Genomic DNA, 18,497 nt, shown 5'->3' on the forward strand with positions numbered 1-18,497 from the left:
CTAATGGGAGCGGCCGCGCTGGGGCGGACGCACCCAGGGAGACCACAGCAAAGAAAAGGCAACGCCCAGCGCGACGGCCATGCCGAAGTTCGCAATGGCAGGCGTCTGGCTGACGGCAAGCAGACCGAAGGACAGCAAGGTGGTGACGGCGCCCAGCAGGACGCCGACCAGGCTGGCGGCGGCGCCCGCCACGCGTTCGTACATGAAAATGGCGTAGTCCACGCCGATGGCGGACACCAACAGCAGGCCGAACAGGCTGAACAGGGTCAGGGGCTGGCCCAGATAGCCCAACGCGGCCAAGGCGCAGGCGGTGGCGGCAAGCGGCACCGCCAGGATGCGCCAGGTGGCGGCGCGACCCAGCGTCAGCAGCAGCAAGACGGCCGCCACCCCATAGGACAGCAGCTTGAGTTCGGCGGCTTCGATACGGGTTGAGGCGAACATGCGGTTCAAGTCGCCGCTGCGGTCCACCAGTTCGACGCCCGGCAAATCGCCCGCGATGCCGTTCAGCGCGGCGGCGCTGCGCAGGCCCAGCAGCGTGACCATGCCGGCTGCCTGGCCGTCGTGCACGCCCAGCCATTGGCCGCGCCAGCGTTCGGCAAGCGGGCCTTGCAGCGCGGCGTCGATGGTCAACGCAGGCAAGGTGGCGAAGGCATTCAGTTCGCGCTGCAAGGCCTCAAACGGTATGCCCAGGTCGGTCAGGGGCTTCCAGGGGTCGGGCCGCGCGGCCTGCGCCGTCAGTTGCCGGCCTAGCGCCAGCTGGTCTTGCACGGGCGACACCAGTTGGCTAAGCGCGCTGTAACCGGCAAGGTCGCCACGCTGGACCAGCGCGTCCAGCTTGCGGGCCACCCGCGCTTGTCGGCGCAGCAGCTCGTCCGCATCCGGCGCGCGCACAAGAAAGAACTGGCTGGTCGGCGTGAAGCCGGTGATCTCGCCGATCTGGCGCGCTTGTTGCAATAGCGGCGCGGGCAGGCTCAACCATTGGCGCAGGTCGTCCTGGATGACCAGCCGGCTGACGCCACCCACGGTAGCGGCCACCAGCGCCAGCGCGCCCGCCGCCAGCAGCAGGCGTCGGCCCGCCACGCGTTCGCGCAGGCGCATAGCCGCTTCGGCGGCGTGCAACAGCGGCGGCCATGGGCGCGGATGCCAGCCGTTCATCCATGCCGGAAGCTGGCACACCGTGCACGCGTAGGCGCCCAATAGGCCGGCGGCTGAAAAGACGGCCGTCTGCGTCAGGGCAGGAAACGGTGTAAAGGCCAGCGCCACGTAGCCGACCAGGCTGGCCGCCAGGCTGATGGTCAGGCCGGGCAACACGCGGCGCAGCGCGGGCCATGCCTGCCAGTCGGCCATGCCGTAGCTTTTGCCCAGCCAGTGCATGGGAAAGTCCACCGCCACGCCGATCAGGCTGGCGCCGATCACCAGCGTCAGCACATGGATCGAGCCAAACACCGCCACGCAGGCTACGGCGCCGGTCAACAGGCCCACCGCCACCGGGATGAACGCCAGCAACGCACGCGCGCGGCGCAAGGCCAGCAACAGCACCAGGACGATGCCGGCCATGGCGATGGACCCGATCCAGGAGCTTTCGGCCACGGCCTGCGCCCGCCCGGCCGCCGCGTACAGCGGGCCGCCGGCGACCAATAGTTCCGCGCCGTCGGCCTGTAGCGCCTGGCGGGCTTCATCGATGCGGGACGCCAGGCCCTGCGGCGCGTCGGTGTCGAACGCGTCAGCGCGCGTTTCGGCGCGCACCAGCACCCAGCGCCGGCCGGCATGTTCCGCTTGCAACGTGCCGGTGCCCATGTCGTATTGCACCGCGCCGCCGGGCCGCAACGCTTGTTCGGCGCGCCGGGTCAGCCCCAGCCAGTCCTGGTCCACGGGCACCAGTCCCGACGACGAAAACGGGTCGGACAATTCGCGCGCGCGGCGTTGGGCGTAGGCGGCGGGGTCGCCGGCCAGTTGGTCGCGGTCGGCAGGGGGCAGCATGGCCAGGCGTCCGGCCAGCAGCTGCGCGCGCAGCGCGGCCACGTCCACATTCAATTCCAGCTGCACCGAGGCGAACAGGCCGCTGTCGCGCAGGCGGTCGACCAAGGCGCGCGCGGGCGCCACCGGGTCCGCGCCCGGCCGCGCCGCCACCAGCGCCAGCAACTGGCGAGACAGCGGTTCCTGGATGCGTGCTTCGGCCAATTGCCGCGTGGCGTCGGCCTGGGTGTGCGGCACCAGCTCCATCAGGTTGGCCGACACCGGCCAGCCATGGCGGCATTGCCACGCGCCCACGCACAGAACAAGTAGCAGACCCAGCTTGAACAGCCGGGGCAGCCAGCGCTCAATGGGAAAACGCACGTTGTTCTTCTGAAGTCAGGGCGTCGGCGGCAACCGCGTCCGTCATTTGCAGGACGCTGCGGTCGCCTTGGGATTCGCGCAATTCGATGCGGTCGACCAGCTTGCCGCCGTTGATCTGGATGTTGTCGAAAATCTGGCGCAGCAAAGCGGACCGCGGCGTCAGCATCAGCTGCCATGCCGCGGCGTCGCCCGTCAGGGCAAGGTCGAAGTTGTCTTGCAGGTCTTTGGTGTCGCCGGCCAGCACCGACAGGAACAGCCGGTTCTCGCGGCCCGACCCGGTCTGTTGCGGCAACGCCTGCCAGGCCCCGGATTCATCACGCCGCGATATGCCGCCAGCGTCGATGCGCAGGTCCTGGGCGATGGGCGTGCGCAGCAGCCACAACAGCCCTTTGCCGGCTGCCAGCGTGAAGTCGCCACGGCTGGTCAGGGGCTGCGGCAGCGAGCGCAGGAATTTTTGCTGGATGAAATGGCCACGCACGACCGGCGTGGCACGCAGCTGGGCTTGCAAGTCGTCCAGGCTGAAAGCGTGCGCGGTCCACGGCAGCGCGATCAGCAACAGCAAGAGCCACTGCAACTGCCGCAGCGCCGCATGTCGTGCGAGTGTCAGGCCACGTTTCAAGCCGTGTTTCAGCCCCAGTGCAAACGACTTGGTGGCAGGCGCCTTCATGCCGACGCCTCCAGGGCATGCAGCTTGCGCCGCACGGCGTCCACGAACGCGGGTGGCGAGGTCAGCTGCATTTCACGGGTTGCGATGCAGACGGCCACCTGTTCCGACGTGCCGCGCGTCAGCCGCTTGCCGCTTGCCGTATCCAGGATCAGGTAATTGATCTTCAAGCGGCTTTCCCATTCCACCAGCTCGGCGCGGACCGTCAGGCGCTGGCCGAACTCGGCCGGCTGGGCATAGCGCAAATGCAGATCGATGACCGGCCAGGCGTAGCCGCTGGCGCGCATGGCGTCGTAGTTGTGGCCCAGTTGGTCCAGCAGTTCGCAACGCGCCTGCTCCAGGTACTTCACGTAGTGGCCGTGCCACACGACATTGAGCGAGTCGACGTCGAAGAAGGGGACCTGGATGTCGACCTGTGCGCCGATAAGGCCTCGTTTACGCATCGTCTTTCCAGTAAGGGTAGAAGTTGAACCATTGCAGCGGCGCCAGTCGGCAGTGCGCGGCAAGTTGGTCGGCATAGCGTTGCGCCCAGTAGGCGATGCGTTCCTGGCGCGTGGCGCGCGTCCATTCGATGCCGTCGCACAGGCGTTGCATGGCGACGCGGTAGCGGCCGCCATGGCGCGTGCAGAACAGCACATTGACCGGGCAGCGCAGCAGCCCCGCCAGCAGCCAGGGCCCTTGCGGCAGCGCGGCCGGCGCACCCAGGAAGTTGACCCGCGTGGTGCGGTCGCCCTGCAACGGCACGCGGTCGCCGGCAATGGCCAGCCATTCCCCGCGATCCAGGCGCTGCGCCAGGTCCAGCATGGTGGCGGCGTCCAGTTCGCTGACCTGGATCATGCGCAAACCACCGCCGGCCTCATCCAGCAGGCGGTTGAAATGCACGGCGTGCTTGCTGTGCACCAGCACGTTCAGGCGCAGCGCGCCCGACTGTTCGGCCAGCGCGCGGCACACTTCGATGTTGCCCAGATGCGAGCCCACCAGGATCTGGCCACGGCCGGTGCCCATTTGCGCATGCAGGCCGTCGGGGTCGGCGATGTCCAGGTGCGACAGCGTGATCTTGCCTTGCCACACGTCCAGCTTGTCCAGCATGGCGTCGGCGAAGGCCAGGTATTGGCGGTAGACGGGCAGGGTGCGCGGCAGCGGCACGTGCGGCAAGGGCGGCATGTTGGCCATGTCGGGCATGTCGGGCGTTGTCGTGCCGGATAGCCGCTGCTGGTACTGCGCGATGGCGCGGCGCGCGCGGCCACCGAATGCGTAGAAGTACAGCACCACGATCCACACCACGGGCGCGACCACGCGGCGGCCCAGCCGACGCGCGGCCCAGGCCGTCAGGCGCATCAATAGGGGGCTGCCGCGCTCGCGCTGGTGGGCCCAATGGGAATCGGCGGCGCTCAAGATGGCGCCCTTCCTGCCAGGCGGTGCGCCCTGCGTGCCAGGCGGCGCCACAGCAACGCCGGCGCGCGGCCCAGCATCCCGAAGAACAGCCGCGCGTGCATGCGGCTGATCAGCACGTTGTCACGCAGGCCCTTGAAATGCGACACCCCGCCTGCCGGGTAGGTCACGCGGGTAGGGCGCCACGCCATTGGCACACCGCGCCAATGCAGGCGCACCAGGATGGCGATGTCGAAATCCATGCGGCGGCCCACGCCGGCGCGGTCAATGACGGGCAGCACGGACGCCAATGGATAAATACGAAAGCCGCACATGGCGTCGGGGATGTCCAGCGACAGCGTATTGATCCAGACCCAGACGCGGGTCAGCCAGCGCCCGTAAAGGCGGCTGCGCGGGACATCGTCGCCGTAGACGGGCGCGCCGCAGATCACGGCTTGCGGGTGGGCGCGCGACGCCTCGGCCATGGCGATGGCGTCGTGCAAGGCGTGCTGGCCATCGGCGTCCACCTGCAAGGCGTGGGTATAGCCGAAGGCGGCGGCGGCGCGCAGGCCGTCCTGTACCGCCGCGCCCTTGCCGCCATTGACGGCGCGGCGCACCAGGTGCGTGCGCGGCTGGGCGGCCAGCGTGTCCAGCACGGCCGCGCATCCCGGCTCGGAACCATCGTCCACCAGCACGCAGGGCAAGCCCTGCGCCGCCATCTGCGTATGCACGGCGGCTACCGTGGCGCCATGGTTGTAAACCGGGATGACCGCGCACAGCTTATGGGATTGCGGCATGGCCATCCCTTTGAATCATGCGGCCCGACGAGCAGGGCGCGTCGTCCACCGTCAAGGTGAAATACAGCTTTTGTTTCGCCTCGTCCCAGCGCAAAGCCATCACGGCCCGATCCCCGGGGCGCAGCAAGCGCTGGAATTTCAGGGCCTCCATGCCGCCAAATTGCAGGCCGGGGCACAGACCGCGCTGCGCCAGCGACAGCGCCCAACTGATTTGCGCGACGCCCGGCACCACGGGCACCGTCGGGAAATGCCCGCTGAAAAACGCCAGGTCGTAGGGAATATCCAGCGTGTAGCGGCGTTCGTTGCCGGGTTGGCCGGGCAGTTCGACCACATGGGGGTCCACCGGGCGCGGACCCGCCGCCGCGTCGAACAATACCTGCGGCAACTTGCCCTGCGCATTGGTGGGCAAATGCCTGAAAAGCCGCCACGATCGCGGGATGGCCAGCGACTCAAAGCCCGTGCCCAGATGCGTGCGTAGCGCGTCCACCAGCGTCTTGCGGCCATGGTTGCGCAGCACATGCAGTCCCGCGCTCGACAGCGCGACCAGCCCGGTCAGGCGCGTGGCGCCGCTTGCGATGCCCGCGCGCGCATCGGCCACATAGCCGTGGCGCATCAGCGCCTGTTCCAGCATTGGCAACGAGATCCGTTTTTCTTCGATCTTGACGATGCGGTCCAGGCGGCCCAGCAATTCAAAGCCGCTGCCGGTCAGCCGGGCGCCATCCGAGGTGTGTTCGTCGGCGGCGTTGACCCAGGGCGATTGCACGCGCAACGCGCCGTCGGCGCCTGTGCTGAGCGCAACGCCGGGCAAGGCTTGCCAGTCAGATGCCCCGGTGCGCCACGCAACGGCACCGGTTTCCGAACTGCCATAGATTTCGGTGGGACGCAGGCCAAGTTCGCGTTCAATGTCGTCGGATACCTGCACCGGCAGCGCACCGCCCGACGAATGAATACGCAGCAGTCGGCCGCGTAGTTGCACCCAGTCCAGCCGTTGACCCAGCCGCCGCAACATGGCCGGGCTGGCTATCCAGGTGAAGGACGGATAGCGCAGGCTGGCTTGCTGCAATTCCTCGGGATAGTGGCGCTGAAGGCGGTCGATCAAGCGGCCCGCGCACAGCGGCCACAGCACGCGAAACGGCAGGCCGTACATATGTTGTGCCGATACGCTGCCCAGCACGGGCGCGTTCGGTTCCGGCCATTGTCGCTGCAAGGCGTGGACCTCGGCCGACAGCTGGCGCCATTGCTTGTGCAGCGGCTTGGGCGCGCCGCTGGAGCCCGACGTGCACAGCACCAGAGTGCGTGCGGGGTCCAGGCTGGCGGGCGCAAGCGGCGCATGGTCTTGCAAGCCGTGCAGCCGCCATTGGCGCGACGGCGGCACGGGCAGGGCGGTATCGGTCAGCCAGGCGTCGACATCCGCGTCCAGCGTGGCGCAGGTGGCGGGCTGCGCATCGCCGGGCAAGACGGCGATGACGTTGGCGCGCCAGCAGGCGAACAGCGCAATGGCCAGCGCCACGGCGTCGTCGAACCACAGCGCCACGCGGCGTGGCGCGCGTGCCTGCAAGGCGCCGGCCGCGCGCAGGCTGGCCTGCGCGAAAGCGGCGCGAGTCAATGGCGGCTCGTCGGCCAGCAGGACGTCGTGGGCGGCTGCGTCTGGCAGCAGCAGGTGTTCTAGCGGTGTCCAGCGCATGGCTCAAACCGCCTTCGCGGCTGCCGGGCGCAGCAGCCATTCGCCTGCCATCAGCAGGCCCATCAAGCCATAGCTGATGGCGCCGTTGTAGGCGACCCACCAGCTCCAGGGCGCCCAGGCGGCCAGGGCCGCGGCTGCCGCGCCGTTACCCGCAAAAAACAGGCACCATGCACGCGTGACGTTACGCGTGTAGCGCACGCCCTCGGGCGGCAGGTTCGGATGACGCAGGCGGGCGATTTGTTCAATCACGGGACGGCCGACGCGCAGGCTTGCGCCGAAGATGGCAAGCATCATCGCGTTGACCATCACGGGGTACCAGCGCAGCCATGCTTCGGAATTGCAAAGCGCCAACACGACGCAGAACGTCACGGCCACGGCCGGCAGCAAGCGCGCGCCGGGTTGCCCGGCGCGCGCGGTCAAGCCACGCAGCAACCACAGCAGCGCCAGCGGCAAGGCCAGCCAGGCGGGACTGACGCGCCCCAGCGTCGCGTGCACCACAAAGGGATACGCGACGCCGGCCACGGCCAAGCCGGCCGCAACGCCGCGCCTCATGCGTCGGGAGCCTGCTTTTGCCACATGGCCTGGACCACGTCCTCGACGGTGCGCACCGTGCGAAAGTCGTTTGCGTCCAACTTGCGGCCGGTCTGGCGGCGCACGTGGTCGATCAGGTCGATGGCGTCGATGCTGTCGATTTCCAGATCGGTATATAGATTGGCTTGCGGCGTAACGCGTTCGGGTTCGATCTCGAACAGCTCGACCAGCGCGTCGCGCAACGTATTGAAGATGTCCTCACGGGTATGCATCGTGGACTCCATCTGCGTTAAGCGCGGCGCTGCGCGGCGACAAAGTCCGCCAGGCTGCTGATGCTGGTGAAATGCTCGCGCATGTTGCGCGTTTCGGGATCGATGGCGATGCTGTAGCGCTTTTGCAGCGCCAGGCCCAGCTCAAGGGCATCGACCGAATCCAGCCCCAATCCCTCGCCAAACAGCGGGGCGTCGGACGCGATGTCGTCGGGGGTGATGTCTTCCAGACCCAGCGATTCGATGACGAGCGTCTTGAGCTCAAGTTCCAATTGGTTCATCCCGCTTTGACTCCGTTGCCACCGTCCCGGGTGGCGTGTTCGTTCATGACAGCGCCGGCCGGCGCGGTGCGCGCCAGCTCGGCTTCGAAATAGGCATGCAGCCAGGCATTCATCTTGCGGCCCGCGGCGGGCAGGGGGTGCGCGCTGCTCCAGACGGTCGGGTCGATGTCCTCGCCCACCTGGATGACATAGCGCATGCGGCGCGCGGGAATCCGGTACCAGGGTTCGCCCTTGGTCAGGCTGCGCGGGTTCATCTGGATGACCACGGGCGTGACGATGCGCGCACCGCGCAGCGCAATGGCGCAGGCGCCACGGTGAAACTGCGGCAATGCGTCAGGCGGCGTGCGCGTGCCTTCGGGGAAGACGATCAGCGTTTCGCCGTTGCGCAGCACATCAGCGGCGCGGTCAAACATGTCGAAGCTCTCGTCGTTGGTGATGTAGCCCGCGTTGGCAACGGGGCCGCGCGTGAACGGGTTGGTGGCCAGCCCATGCTTGACGATGCAGTTGGCGTTCTTGACGTGTCCCACCAGAAACACCACATCGAGCAACGACGGGTGGTTGGCCAGGATCATCTGGCCGGGCTTGCCCAGGCGGTCGGCACCCTTGAATTCAACGGTCAGGATGCCCACCCGAACCATGAATCGGATGAACAGGCGAAACGTGCGGTTCAGCGCCCAGCGCGCGCGCCGCTGGCGTTCGATCCGGCCGCCCGGCAGCAGGCGCTGCGGCGGGAAGACCAGCACGCGCAACAGCACGCCGCCCACGCCAAACATCGTGAAGGCCATGCCGGTGGCCAGCAGGCGCCAAAGCCAGAAGTCCTGGCGGGGTTGGGTGGTGCTAGTCATGCGGTGCGGGTCCAGGTCCAGCGTCGGGCGCGATTGGCGTGCCCCCAAGTGGGGGTGCGCAGCGTCAGGTGGCGCAGCAGGTTCAAGGGGTTGGGCCAAACGTGCTCTGCTGCCGTCAAGTCGAAGGACGACGTGGGTGGCGGGCGGTGGCCGCCGGCGCCAGAGGACAGGGCCAGTGACCAGTCCGAGCCGGCGCGCAAACGAAACGCGGCGGCGTAGGTGTAGGGCACGTCATCGATCCAGGTGGCATAGGGCGCGGGCGGGCGTTCTTCGGCCAGCACCACCAGGACGTCGTCATGGCCCTGGTCGAGCAGCATGGCGGCTTCGACAAACGCGTGCTCCAGGCCGTCGTCGTCCACCGACAGCGCGACGGATTCGGTGGTTTCACCGCGTATGATCGACCACTGCGCGGCAATGGCGTTGTGCACCGACAGGCCGAACGCGGTGGGAGACAGCGGTTCGTTTGCCGCCAGCGCTTGCAGCAGGCCGAAATTGCGGGTGGTTTCGCCGTGCCGCGAGGCAAACACGAATGGCATCGCCGGGCGCCCGGCGGCTAGCGGCCACGCGCATTCGAACACCGCGCGGGCAAGCGGGCTGAGCCGGCGGCGTTGCATCGGGGGCAGAAAGTCCAGGCGGGGCGCGCGTGCGTCATCAAGAGGACAGTAAGGGTGTTGCGCCCAATGAAACCAGTCTTCGGGCGACTCCATTCCTTGCGTCCAACCTTGCCATTGCGCGATTGAAAACGTCAACATAGCGCGCGATTCTACTATGTCATCGCTCATGGAATTTGTTTTCAGTAGTAACTTTGTGTCGACGCCACAGCAAGGGGTTTCGCGTCTTCGAAATGTAATTGGTTACTTATTGCCGTGGAAATTCAGGAACTATTCATGTATTGGGCGGACAAAGGCGCCGCCGATCTTTATCGGGTGCAGGACCTGTCCGAAAACGACGCCTTGCTGGCGCCCGCCCGATCCGGCCCCAAGGCCCGCGAAGACTGGCGGGTCAGCCGCGCCTTGCTGCATGACGTGCGCCGGTCCACCCCTGCGGGCGGCGTGACGTCGCTAAGCCACAGCGGCGGGCACGCCGTCTGCGCCCGCGCCCCGGACGGCTGGGCAGTGGGCGCCGACCTTGAGCGCCTGCGCACACGGGATTTTGCCGCGCTGGCCGCTTGGGTGTGCTCAAAGGAAGAGGCCGTGGCGCTGGCCGCCTTGGAGGGGCCGGCCCAATGCCATCGTTTTTACCTGCTATGGACCTTGAAAGAAGCCTTGATCAAGGCAGCAAAATTGGCTTTTCCAGCGGATATGGCCACGGTTGGCCTCGCCAGGGATGGCGACGGCACATGGCGGCTACGCGCGCCGCCCGGCCCGTGGCAGGCGGCCAGCTGGATGGTGGGGGACGCATGGATGGCCTCCGTGGTGTGGCAGGGCCCGGACCCGGCCACAAGGTATCCAATTTGGCGCGGGGGCGCCGGCTGCGCCTTGCCGGCGCTAACACTTGTTGGCGAATGGCGACGCGACATCGATTAAGGGGTGCGCCGGGATGTGTCCTTGGCTATTGAAGATGACCCTTCGTTCTTAAAGATGTATTATAAATATATGTTTAAAGCGAGCCCGATCGCAATTCAAGGAGCAGCAAGATGTTGAGCCCCGAAGTCCGCGCGCTGGTCAAAGCCACGGCCCCCGTCCTCAAAACCCATGGCGTGGCGCTGACGCGTCATTTCTACGCGCGCATGTTCGAGCACAACCCCGAGCTCAAGCACGTGTTCAACCAGGGCCATCAGGCCGGCGGCCAGCAGCAGCATGCGTTGGCCGGCGCCGTGACCGCCTACGCGGAACACATCGACGACCCTTCCGTGCTGGCTCCCGTGGTGACGCGCATCGTGCACAAGCACGTCAGCCTGGGTATCCGGGCCGAGCACTACGCTACTGTGGGCAAGCATTTGCTGGCGTCCATCCGTGAAGTGCTGGGCGAGGCCGCCACCGACGAACTGGTGGATGCCTGGGCCGCAGCTTATGGCCAATTGGCGGACTTGCTGATCGCCGAAGAATCGCGCCTGTATGCCGAATCGGCGGCCAAGCCGGGCGGTTGGACGGGGTGGCGCGCCTTTCGCATCGTGGGTAAGCAGCCGGAAAGCGCTGAAATCACGTCCTTCTATCTGGCGCCGTCCGATGGCGGCAAGGTGCCCGCCTATCGCCCCGGCCAGTACCTGTCCGTGCGTGTCTACATTCCCGAGCTGGGCCTGATGCAGCCGCGCCAATACAGTTTGTCGGACGCGCCCGGGCAAGATCGCCTGCGTATTTCGGTCAAGCGCGAGGCCGCGGGCGCCCAGACGCCGGCAGGCCGGGTGTCCAACACTTTGCACGACCGGCTGCAAGAGGGCGACGTGCTGGATGTGGCGCCGCCGCAAGGCGATTTCTATCTTCAAGAAAATAGCGACGCGCCCGTGGTGCTGCTCAGTGGCGGAGTCGGGCTGACGCCGATGGTGTCGATGCTGAACCACCTGGTGCGCACCGACGACAAGCGCCAGATCCGGTTCGTGCACGGCTGTCGCAACCGCGCGGTGCATGCCATGCGCGACCACGTGAACCGCATCGCGGCAGAGCGCGGCAATGTACGCAAGGCGGTCTTCTATGAAGAAGTCGGCCACGCCGACAAGGCCGGCGAAGACTACGACCACCGTGGCCGCGTGAACCTGCGCGCCATCGCGGACGAGGCCATCGTGCCGGGCGCCGATTATTACCTGTGCGGTCCGGCGCCGTTCATGGCCGCGCAACGCTCTGCCTTGCTGGAGCTGGGCGTGGAACCCGCGCGCATCCACGCCGAGGCCTTTGGCACCGGCGGCGCTCCAGCCTGAGCGGTGTATCCTGGCGGCCTGAACTTTTCGGGCCGCCCGGCCACCCGAACCTCGCCATGCAACTGACCCGATTCACCGATTTCGGCCTGCGCGTCTTGATGTATCTGACGCAGTGCCGAGACCGGCCCAGCGCCGTGACCATCCCGGAGATCGCCGAGCGTTTCGACGTGTCGCGCAATCACCTGGTCAAAGTGGTGCACTTCATGTCGCAACGCGGCTGGATCAGTACCGTGCGGGGCAAGGGCGGCGGTTTGCGGCTGGCGCGCGACGCGTGCAGCTATCCCGTCGGCGACCTGATCCGCGAGCTGGAACAGCAGGGTCCGCTGATCGATTGTCGCGAACCGCCCTGTGCGCTGGACGGCGCCTGCCGGCTGGCGGGCGTGCTGGCCCAGACCCTGAACGCCTTCTACGACGCGCTTAACGGCTGCACGCTGGCCGATCTGGTGCGCGACCCGACCGCCGCTGCCATCATCAAGCTGCACCGCGCCGCCTGACCCGTCAGCCTTGGCCCGGCTGTCTTGACCCGGCCCGCTTGCCCCCCTCAATCCCATGATGTTTTGTTATGGATGCTGCGGCGTTTGGCATTTGCCGCGCTGCCCATGGCCGTTACAAAATGGGAGATTCCCTGTTTGATTGGATGAAGGCATGCGCGTTTGCGTAATCGGTGCGGGCGTTGTCGGCGTGACGTCTGCGTATTTCCTGGCGCGCCAGGGCCACGATGTGGTGCTGGTGGACAGCCAGGCGCGGCCGGCGGAAGTGTCCAGCTACGCCAACGGCGGCCAGCTCAGCTACAGCTACGTCGCGCCGCTGGCCGGTCCGGGCGTCTTGCCCAGCGTGCCGGGCTGGCTGTTGCGCCAGGATTCCCCGCTGCGCTTCCGGCCCCGGCTGGACCCCCACCAATGGCGTTGGTGCGTGCAATTTGCCCTGGCCTGCCGCGCGTCGGTGGCCAAGGCGTCCACCGCGCAGTTGCTGGGCTTGTCCTACCTTAGCCGCGACGTCATGCACACGCTGCTGCAACAGGAAAACCTGGATTTTGGCCATCTGAAAAACGGCAAGCTGATCGCCTACCGCAGCGCCGCCTTGCTGGACAAGGCGCGCGCGCTGGTGGCCTACCAGGCGGGGCACGGCGCGCAGCAGCAGGTGCTGGATGCGGCGCAAACCCTGGCAATGGAGCCCGCGCTGGCCGCCATGGGCCGCAATCTGGCGGGCGCGATCTACACGCCCAGCGAAGAGGCGGGTGATTGCCGTCAGTTCACCGAAGGCCTGTTCGACCGCCTGCAAGCGCTGGGCAATGTGGAGTGCGCCATGTCCAACCCCGTGACGGGTTTGCAGCGCGAAGGCCGCCGCATCGTCGCGGTGAACACGCGCCATGGCGATATCGGCGCCGACGCCATCGTGCTGGCCACCGGCATCGGCACCCGTGCGCTGCTCAAGCCGCTGGGGCATGACGTGCCCTTGTATCCGCTAAAGGGGTACAGCCTGAGCGTGCCCTTGGCGGACGACGACACGGTTGCCCCGCGTATCAGCGTGACGGATTACGAGCGCCGCATCGTCTATGCGCGCGTGGGCAAGGTGCTGCGCATTGCCGCCATGGTCGATATCGGCAGCGCCAACGCCGATATCGATCCGGCGCGCGTGGAGCTGCTCAAGCGCCAGGTGCGCGAGGCGTTTCCCGCGCTGGACCTGACGCAAGCCATCCCCTGGGCCGGCTTGCGCCCGGCCACGCCTACCGGCAAACCGTTGATCGGGCAGAGTCCGGCGGCCGACAACCTGTGGCTGAACATCGGCCAGGGCGCGCTGGGTTTCACGCTGGCCTGTGGCAGCGCCGCGTTGCTGACGGCGCAGATGGCCGGGCTGGAACTGCCCTTGGACCCGGCGCCGTTTCGGCCTTGAGCCCGCGTCCCCCAGGCGCCATTCCCCGCGTTCACGGGCGTTCAATACAAGCGCGTTCGGCCACGCCATAGTGCGGCTCTCTAGCGGGAGCACTCATGAGCATTTTCCAAAGAACCACCATCGCGCTGGCGCGCAGCCCCGTCATGGGGCGCGCAATGCGGGCGGTGGCGGCGCGCTCGTCGCTGGCGCAGCGCTTTGTCGGCGGCACGGATGTGCACGCCGCCGTTCGCACCGCGTTGAGGCTGTGGCAGGCCCATGGCATCCGGTCATCGTTGTTCTACCTGGGCGAATACGTGGCCGACCCCGCCGCCATCGAACACAACGTGTCGCAAGCCCTCGACGCCTGTCGCGCGCTGGGCGCGGCCGGGCTGGACGTGCACGTATCCGTGGACCCCACCGCCATCGGCTACATGGCCAGCGACGCGCTGGGCGCCGCCAACGCGCGCCGTATCGCCGACGCCATCGCAAGCCCCCGCGCCGCCATCGCCCGCCGCAACTGCATGATGTTGGATATGGAAGATTCCACCATCCGCGATCGCACCTGCGCGCTACATCGTGCCTTGCTGGAAGACGGCTTGCCCGTCGGCCTGACCTTGCAGGCGCGGCGGCGGCGCACGCCCGAAGACCTGGCCTGGGCCGTGCGCCGGCACACGTCGTTGCGGCTGGTGAAAGGCGCGTTTCCCGAGCGCGCGCTGGACCATGCGGGCCGCGCCCGGATCGACCTGGCCTATCTGGACGCGGCCGCCATCATGCTGTCGCACGACGCGCGCAAAGCGGGGTTTTATCCGGTGTTCGGCACGCATGACGACAGGCTGGCCGGCGCCATCATGACGCTGGCACGCGAGCGGGGATGGTCGCCCGACGCGTTCGAATTTGAAATGCTTTATGGTGTGCGCCCCGACTGGCAAATGGCGCTGCGCGGCCTGGGCTATAACGTCCGGGTCTACCTGCCATTCGGCGCCGACTGGTGGTCTTACGCCATCCGCCGCGTCGGCGAAAATCCGTCCAATGCGTGGCTGTTGGCGCGTTCGCTGACCGCGGATGGACGGTACTTCGGCTAGCGTAGCGGAGGAATGCGATAAGACGGCGGGGCGACAGGCCGGCGGGCTATGGGCCACGCCACGCCGTTGCCGTCCGGGCTGGCGGCAGTCGCGCAAGGACTTCTGGCTATCCACTTCTGGCTATTTGATGGCTGCATCTGAACATATCTGGCACTGCGGCGCGGGCCTGCCCGGCGACGTCTTGATCGCGGACCTGCGGGCGTATCGCTACGCGCCGCACTTTCATGATGCCTGGTCGATTGGCGCCATCGAACGCGGCCGGTGCTCTTTTACCGTACAGGGCCACACCCACGTTGCCGCCACCGGCGACCTGGTGGTGATCGCACCCGGCCAGGTGCACACGGGCGGCACGTCGGACGCGCCGCTGGCCTATCGCATGGCGTACATCGACCCGGCCTGGTTCGATGACCACGCGCGCGCCATGCTGGGAGGCGCCGCGCGCATATCGGGCCCCGTGATCCGCGCGCCCGCGTTGTGCGCACAATGGCTGGACGCGCTGGCGCCCGGCGCCATGGAAGACGGCGAACGCCGCGAACGAATCTCGGCCGCGCTGCTCGGCCTGCTTGGCGCGCACGGCGACGCGACCGCGCCTGCGGACAGCGACGCGTCCGACGTCTGCGCGTTGCTGCGCGAACGCATGGCGGCCGATCCCGCCTGCGCGCCGGACCTTGACGCGCTGGCCCGCGCGCAGGACCGTCACCGCACCACGCTGGTCAAGCAGTTTGCCCGCCGCTACGGGCTTCCGCCGCAAGCCTGGCTGCGCAATTGGCGCGTGGCGCGCGCACGGGTGTTGTTGCGTGGCGGCGTGCCGCTGGCGCAAGCGGCCCAGGCCGTGGGGTTTGCCGACCAGGCGCACCTGACGCGCGTGTTCAAGCAGGTCTACGGCAGTACGCCCGGCGTGCTGCTGCGCGCGGGTTCCCAGACGTTGTGAGGGCGGGGCGTTTCGATGCGGTAATCGGAATATTTCCGGGTAAAGAACGACGCGCCCAGCTGCTCGGCAGCCAATAAGGGCTGGCGAGGATCGGCCGCGATTTCTCCGCGCAGGTTGCCCGCGCCGTGCACATAGCCCACGAATTCGGAATGCGAATAGCGCGCGTATTCCTGCACCTGATGCACGATGCCCAGCGCCGCCCCGGGGTAGGTTTCCTCGGACGCCACCGCCAAGCCCAGGCGCTTGCCCGTCATGCCTGCCTTGACGCGTTCCGGCTCGGGGCCGCTGCCGGCATAGTGGCTGAACGAACGTTCAAAGAAAGCCTTGGTCTGCGCCGACATGCCGTACCAATAAATGGGCGTGCAGATCAGCACGCCATCGGCAGGCAGGAAGTGTTCAAGAAACAGTTCCGAATAGCGGTCATCGGGCGCGGGTTGGTGGCGCAGGTCGGACAGGAACCCGTGGAGGTAATCGTCCAGGAAAAGCAGGTTGGTGGATATGCCGGCGGCGTTTGCGCCACGTTGCGCGGCGGCGCCTAATGCGGCGCTGTTGCCGTCGCGGCGGGGGCTGCCGACCAGGATCAGCAGGCGCTGGGATGGATGATTTTGATTCATGATGGCTCCGAATGAGTTCGTGCCTTCAATATAGAAATCCGGCTTGTCCACGACAAATGATGAATCCTTGATTAAGATGAATTCATTTCATCCATAAGGCTGTCCAGTCCTCATGTTTTCGACCTTGCCGGTGACCGCCCTGCGCGCGTTCGAGGCCGCCGCGCGGCTGCGCAGTTTCAAGCTGGCCGCCGCTGAATTGGCGGTGACGCCCACGGCGGTGTCGCACCAGATCAAGTCGCTGGAACGGCAGGTGGGATTTGCGCTGTTCGACCGCGCGCCACGCAGCGTAAAACTGACGGACAAAGGCGCGCGCCTTTTCATCAGCGTGCACGGCGCGCTGCTGGACATTGCGCAAACGTTGGACGCCTTGCGCCCCGAACCGGCCTCCGGCGCCTTGACGCTATCGACCACGCATTCCTTCGCGGCCCTGTGGCTGGTGCCGCGACTGGGGCGCTTTCATCAAGCCTTTCCGCAATACCAGCTGAACCTGCAAACTGGCGCGGACCCCGTGGATCTGCTGCAAGACGCCAGCGTGGACGTGGCGGTGCGCTATAGCCGACGCGCCTATCCTGCCCTGCACACCGCCGCGACGCTGCCCGAGTGGTTTGGCGTCTACGGCGCGCCCGGGCTCATCGCGCAAATGGCGAAGACGCGCGCGGCCAAAGCGGCGCCTGCCTTGGTGACGGTGCGCTGGCGCGATTCGGATCTGTACGAACAAGGCTGGCTGGCGTGGTGCCAGGCGGCGCGCATGCCCGCTTGGCGCCAACCCGCGGCCGTGCACGCCTACGCAGAAGAACACTACGCGCTGCAAGCCGCCATCGCGGGGCAGGGGCTGGTGCTGGCCAGTTCGGTCATGGTGTCCGACAGCGTGCGCGCCGGCACCCTGGCCGCGTACCGGCCGCGGGTGCGCGTGCCCGGCGCGGCCTACACGGCGCTGTGCGCGCCAGGGCGCGAACGCCATCCGCCGGTCAGGGCTTTTTTGGCGTGGCTGACGCGGGAATTCCAGGCGTAGCGGTCGCCTGCCGTGACCTGCGCGTGGTCAGCTCGCCCGCCATGACGCGCGCGGCAACAGCGGCAGGGCGGCCAGCATCGCCACGCCCGCCAGCACCCAGGCGGCGGGCCACGAGCTGGCCGCCACCACGTGCGGCAGCGCAACGGGAGTCAGGAACAGGCCCAGGTAGACGCAGCTGTTCGCCATGCCCAACGCCGTGCCGGCCCGGTTCACGCCGGCCAGCGTCGCCAGTTCGGTATATGCCACGCCGTGCCACGCCGACGCGCACACGCCCGCCGCCGTCAGCAGGGCGGCCGTGGCAAGCACCGCGCCCGGCGTGGTGGGGCCGCCACTGACCAGCCAGGCGACCGCGCCCAACGCCGCGAACATCAGCGCGCTCAGTTGCGCGCAGCGGCGCAAAAAGGCGCGTCGGTTGCCGTGCCGATCGGTCCACCGGCCGCTGGCGATGCGCGCCACCATCGCGCCCAACTGCACCGCCACCATCACGGCAGTCAGCGTGCCGATGCCCGCCTGGCTGAAGTCGTGCAGGAACACCGTGGCGAAGGTCAGCACCGCGAACTGCGGGCAGCACATCAAGCCGATCGCCGCCGCCGCGCGCCAGACGCGCGCATCGCGCAACGGGCCGCTCGGATCGCGCAATTCGCCCGGACCGCGCAATCCGTCCGGATCGCGCAGCCAGCACACCGCCAGCACCGCCGCCGCTGCGCACATCGCGGCCAGTGCGCCGAAGACGGCGGCAAAGCCGGACCGTGCCGCCAGCCAAGGCAGCAGCAGGGCGCCCAGACCTCCGCCCAGCGGTACGGCGGTCTGGCGGATGCTCATGGCAAGCCCGCGTTCGCTATCGCCGAACCAGGCCATCACGGCCCGGCCGCTGGCGCCGTTGACGCTGCCGCCCAATACGCCCACCAGCACCAGACCCGCCGCCAAGAGCCACAAGCTGGGCACCACACCGGCCGTGGGCGAGGCGAACACGCTTAGCCAGGCCAGCGCGGCTGCCGTGGCGCTCAGGCCGGTCAACAGGACGGGGCGGTCGCCCCAGCGGTCGGTCAGCAGGCCCCAGGGCAATTCGAACAAGGCCACGCCCAGGCCCATCAAGCCCAGCGCCAGCCCAAGCTGATCGTTGTCCAGCCGATAACCGGCACGCATGAACACCGCCGTGGTCGGCAGGCCGGCGGCGGCGGCGGAAAAGGCCGCGTTGGCGGCCACGCCGACCGCCAGCATTTTCCAGCGGCGCGCGGCGGGCGCGGCCGGGGCGGACGGCAAAATCGCAGGGGCGGGGATGTCGGACATGCGAAACTCCAGAGCTTTTAAAAAAGGACCCGGCCAGTTTGCGCGTCTGCTATCGTTCTGAAA

The 18,497-nt window shown here is 67.7% G+C and carries 20 protein-coding genes; 7 read left to right on the forward strand and 13 right to left on the reverse strand.

Annotation, left to right across the window (positions count from 1 at the left end; translation table 11 throughout):
• From KYT87_RS10165 to KYT87_RS10215, 11 genes are read right to left on the reverse strand one after another with little or no spacing between them, the layout of a single operon-like run.
• Nucleotides 1-2,337, reverse strand: coding sequence for an MMPL family transporter (locus KYT87_RS10165; protein ID WP_219992155.1), 2,337 nt, complete (start codon nucleotides 2,335-2,337; stop codon nucleotides 1-3).
• The gene (locus tag KYT87_RS10170; protein ID WP_219992156.1) at nucleotides 2,321-3,004 is read right to left on the reverse strand and encodes an outer membrane lipoprotein carrier protein LolA; all 684 of its coding nucleotides are present in this window, start codon (nucleotides 3,002-3,004) and stop codon (nucleotides 2,321-2,323) included. Before KYT87_RS10170 ends, KYT87_RS10165 begins: the two co-directional genes overlap by 17 nt.
• The gene (locus KYT87_RS10175) at nucleotides 3,001-3,444 is read right to left on the reverse strand and encodes a thioesterase family protein (protein ID WP_219992157.1); all 444 of its coding nucleotides are present in this window, start codon (nucleotides 3,442-3,444) and stop codon (nucleotides 3,001-3,003) included. Before KYT87_RS10175 ends, KYT87_RS10170 begins: the two co-directional genes overlap by 4 nt.
• A complete protein-coding gene (locus tag KYT87_RS10180; protein WP_219992158.1) occupies nucleotides 3,437-4,396 on the reverse strand; it encodes a glycosyl transferase in 960 nt (319 codons plus the stop codon). Before KYT87_RS10180 ends, KYT87_RS10175 begins: the two co-directional genes overlap by 8 nt.
• Entirely contained in the window at nucleotides 4,393-5,169 is a 777-nt protein-coding gene (locus KYT87_RS10185; RefSeq protein WP_219992159.1) for a glycosyltransferase family 2 protein, read from the reverse strand. Before KYT87_RS10185 ends, KYT87_RS10180 begins: the two co-directional genes overlap by 4 nt.
• Nucleotides 5,153-6,853 carry an AMP-binding protein gene (locus KYT87_RS10190; protein ID WP_219992160.1) on the reverse strand — a complete coding sequence of 567 codons (1,701 nt, stop codon included), beginning with the start codon at nucleotides 6,851-6,853 and terminating at the stop codon, nucleotides 5,153-5,155. Before KYT87_RS10190 ends, KYT87_RS10185 begins: the two co-directional genes overlap by 17 nt.
• A gap of 3 nt (nucleotides 6,854-6,856) precedes the next feature.
• Complete coding sequence (locus KYT87_RS10195) at nucleotides 6,857-7,405, reverse strand: hypothetical protein (RefSeq protein ID WP_120154760.1); 549 nt, start codon at nucleotides 7,403-7,405, stop codon at nucleotides 6,857-6,859.
• The gene (locus tag KYT87_RS10200) at nucleotides 7,402-7,656 is read right to left on the reverse strand and encodes an acyl carrier protein (RefSeq protein WP_039883125.1); all 255 of its coding nucleotides are present in this window, start codon (nucleotides 7,654-7,656) and stop codon (nucleotides 7,402-7,404) included. Before KYT87_RS10200 ends, KYT87_RS10195 begins: the two co-directional genes overlap by 4 nt.
• Nucleotides 7,657-7,673: 17 nt before the next feature.
• The gene (locus KYT87_RS10205) at nucleotides 7,674-7,934 is read right to left on the reverse strand and encodes a phosphopantetheine-binding protein (protein ID WP_046804525.1); all 261 of its coding nucleotides are present in this window, start codon (nucleotides 7,932-7,934) and stop codon (nucleotides 7,674-7,676) included.
• Nucleotides 7,931-8,779 carry a 1-acyl-sn-glycerol-3-phosphate acyltransferase gene (locus KYT87_RS10210; RefSeq protein WP_104145427.1) on the reverse strand — a complete coding sequence of 283 codons (849 nt, stop codon included), beginning with the start codon at nucleotides 8,777-8,779 and terminating at the stop codon, nucleotides 7,931-7,933. The genes KYT87_RS10205 and KYT87_RS10210 overlap by 4 nt, the downstream gene beginning before the upstream one ends.
• A complete protein-coding gene (locus tag KYT87_RS10215) occupies nucleotides 8,776-9,531 on the reverse strand; it encodes a beta-ketoacyl synthase chain length factor (protein ID WP_219992161.1) in 756 nt (251 codons plus the stop codon). The genes KYT87_RS10210 and KYT87_RS10215 overlap by 4 nt, the downstream gene beginning before the upstream one ends.
• 135 nt (nucleotides 9,532-9,666) lie before the next feature.
• On the opposite strand from KYT87_RS10215, the gene KYT87_RS10220 reads away from it, so the two are divergent.
• The 6 genes from KYT87_RS10220 to KYT87_RS10245 all read left to right on the forward strand — a co-directional run bounded on the left by KYT87_RS10220 (nucleotide 9,667) and on the right by KYT87_RS10245 (nucleotide 15,518).
• Nucleotides 9,667-10,305: a 4'-phosphopantetheinyl transferase superfamily protein gene (locus KYT87_RS10220; protein WP_255594050.1), complete on the forward strand. Its 639-nt coding sequence runs from the start codon at nucleotides 9,667-9,669 to the stop codon at nucleotides 10,303-10,305.
• Nucleotides 10,306-10,415: 110 nt separating this feature from the next.
• Complete coding sequence (gene hmpA, locus KYT87_RS10225; protein WP_219992163.1) at nucleotides 10,416-11,633, forward strand: NO-inducible flavohemoprotein; 1,218 nt, start codon at nucleotides 10,416-10,418, stop codon at nucleotides 11,631-11,633.
• A gap of 56 nt (nucleotides 11,634-11,689) precedes the next feature.
• The gene (locus KYT87_RS10230; protein WP_219992164.1) at nucleotides 11,690-12,127 is read left to right on the forward strand and encodes an Rrf2 family transcriptional regulator; all 438 of its coding nucleotides are present in this window, start codon (nucleotides 11,690-11,692) and stop codon (nucleotides 12,125-12,127) included.
• Between the two features lie 151 nt (nucleotides 12,128-12,278).
• Nucleotides 12,279-13,526 (forward strand): D-amino acid dehydrogenase, encoded by a 1,248-nt coding sequence (locus KYT87_RS10235; protein ID WP_104145426.1) that lies wholly within the window; start codon nucleotides 12,279-12,281, stop codon nucleotides 13,524-13,526.
• 95 nt (nucleotides 13,527-13,621) lie between these two features.
• Nucleotides 13,622-14,587 carry a proline dehydrogenase family protein gene (locus KYT87_RS10240; protein WP_219992165.1) on the forward strand — a complete coding sequence of 322 codons (966 nt, stop codon included), beginning with the start codon at nucleotides 13,622-13,624 and terminating at the stop codon, nucleotides 14,585-14,587.
• A 127-nt stretch (nucleotides 14,588-14,714) separates the two neighbouring features.
• On the forward strand, nucleotides 14,715-15,518 hold the full coding sequence (locus KYT87_RS10245) for an AraC family transcriptional regulator (RefSeq protein WP_219992166.1): 804 nt from the start codon (nucleotides 14,715-14,717) through the stop codon (nucleotides 15,516-15,518).
• Here KYT87_RS10245 and KYT87_RS10250 read toward each other — a convergent pair.
• A complete protein-coding gene (locus tag KYT87_RS10250) occupies nucleotides 15,467-16,132 on the reverse strand; it encodes a flavodoxin family protein (RefSeq protein ID WP_219992167.1) in 666 nt (221 codons plus the stop codon). The two genes, KYT87_RS10245 and KYT87_RS10250, sit on opposite strands and share 52 nt — an antisense overlap.
• Nucleotides 16,133-16,244: 112 nt before the next feature.
• Here KYT87_RS10250 and KYT87_RS10255 point away from each other — a divergent pair, with 112 nt between their 5' ends.
• Nucleotides 16,245-17,144 carry a LysR substrate-binding domain-containing protein gene (locus KYT87_RS10255; protein WP_219992168.1) on the forward strand — a complete coding sequence of 300 codons (900 nt, stop codon included), beginning with the start codon at nucleotides 16,245-16,247 and terminating at the stop codon, nucleotides 17,142-17,144.
• Between the two features lie 27 nt (nucleotides 17,145-17,171).
• Here the strand turns inward: KYT87_RS10255 and KYT87_RS10260 are convergent, their stop codons facing one another.
• On the reverse strand, nucleotides 17,172-18,434 hold the full coding sequence (locus KYT87_RS10260; RefSeq protein WP_255594051.1) for an MFS transporter: 1,263 nt from the start codon (nucleotides 18,432-18,434) through the stop codon (nucleotides 17,172-17,174).
• Between the last annotated feature and the right edge of the window lie 63 nt (nucleotides 18,435-18,497).

This window comes from Achromobacter sp. ES-001 (genome assembly GCF_019448355.1).
Lineage (GTDB): Bacteria > Pseudomonadota > Gammaproteobacteria > Burkholderiales > Burkholderiaceae_B > Achromobacter > Achromobacter spanius_B.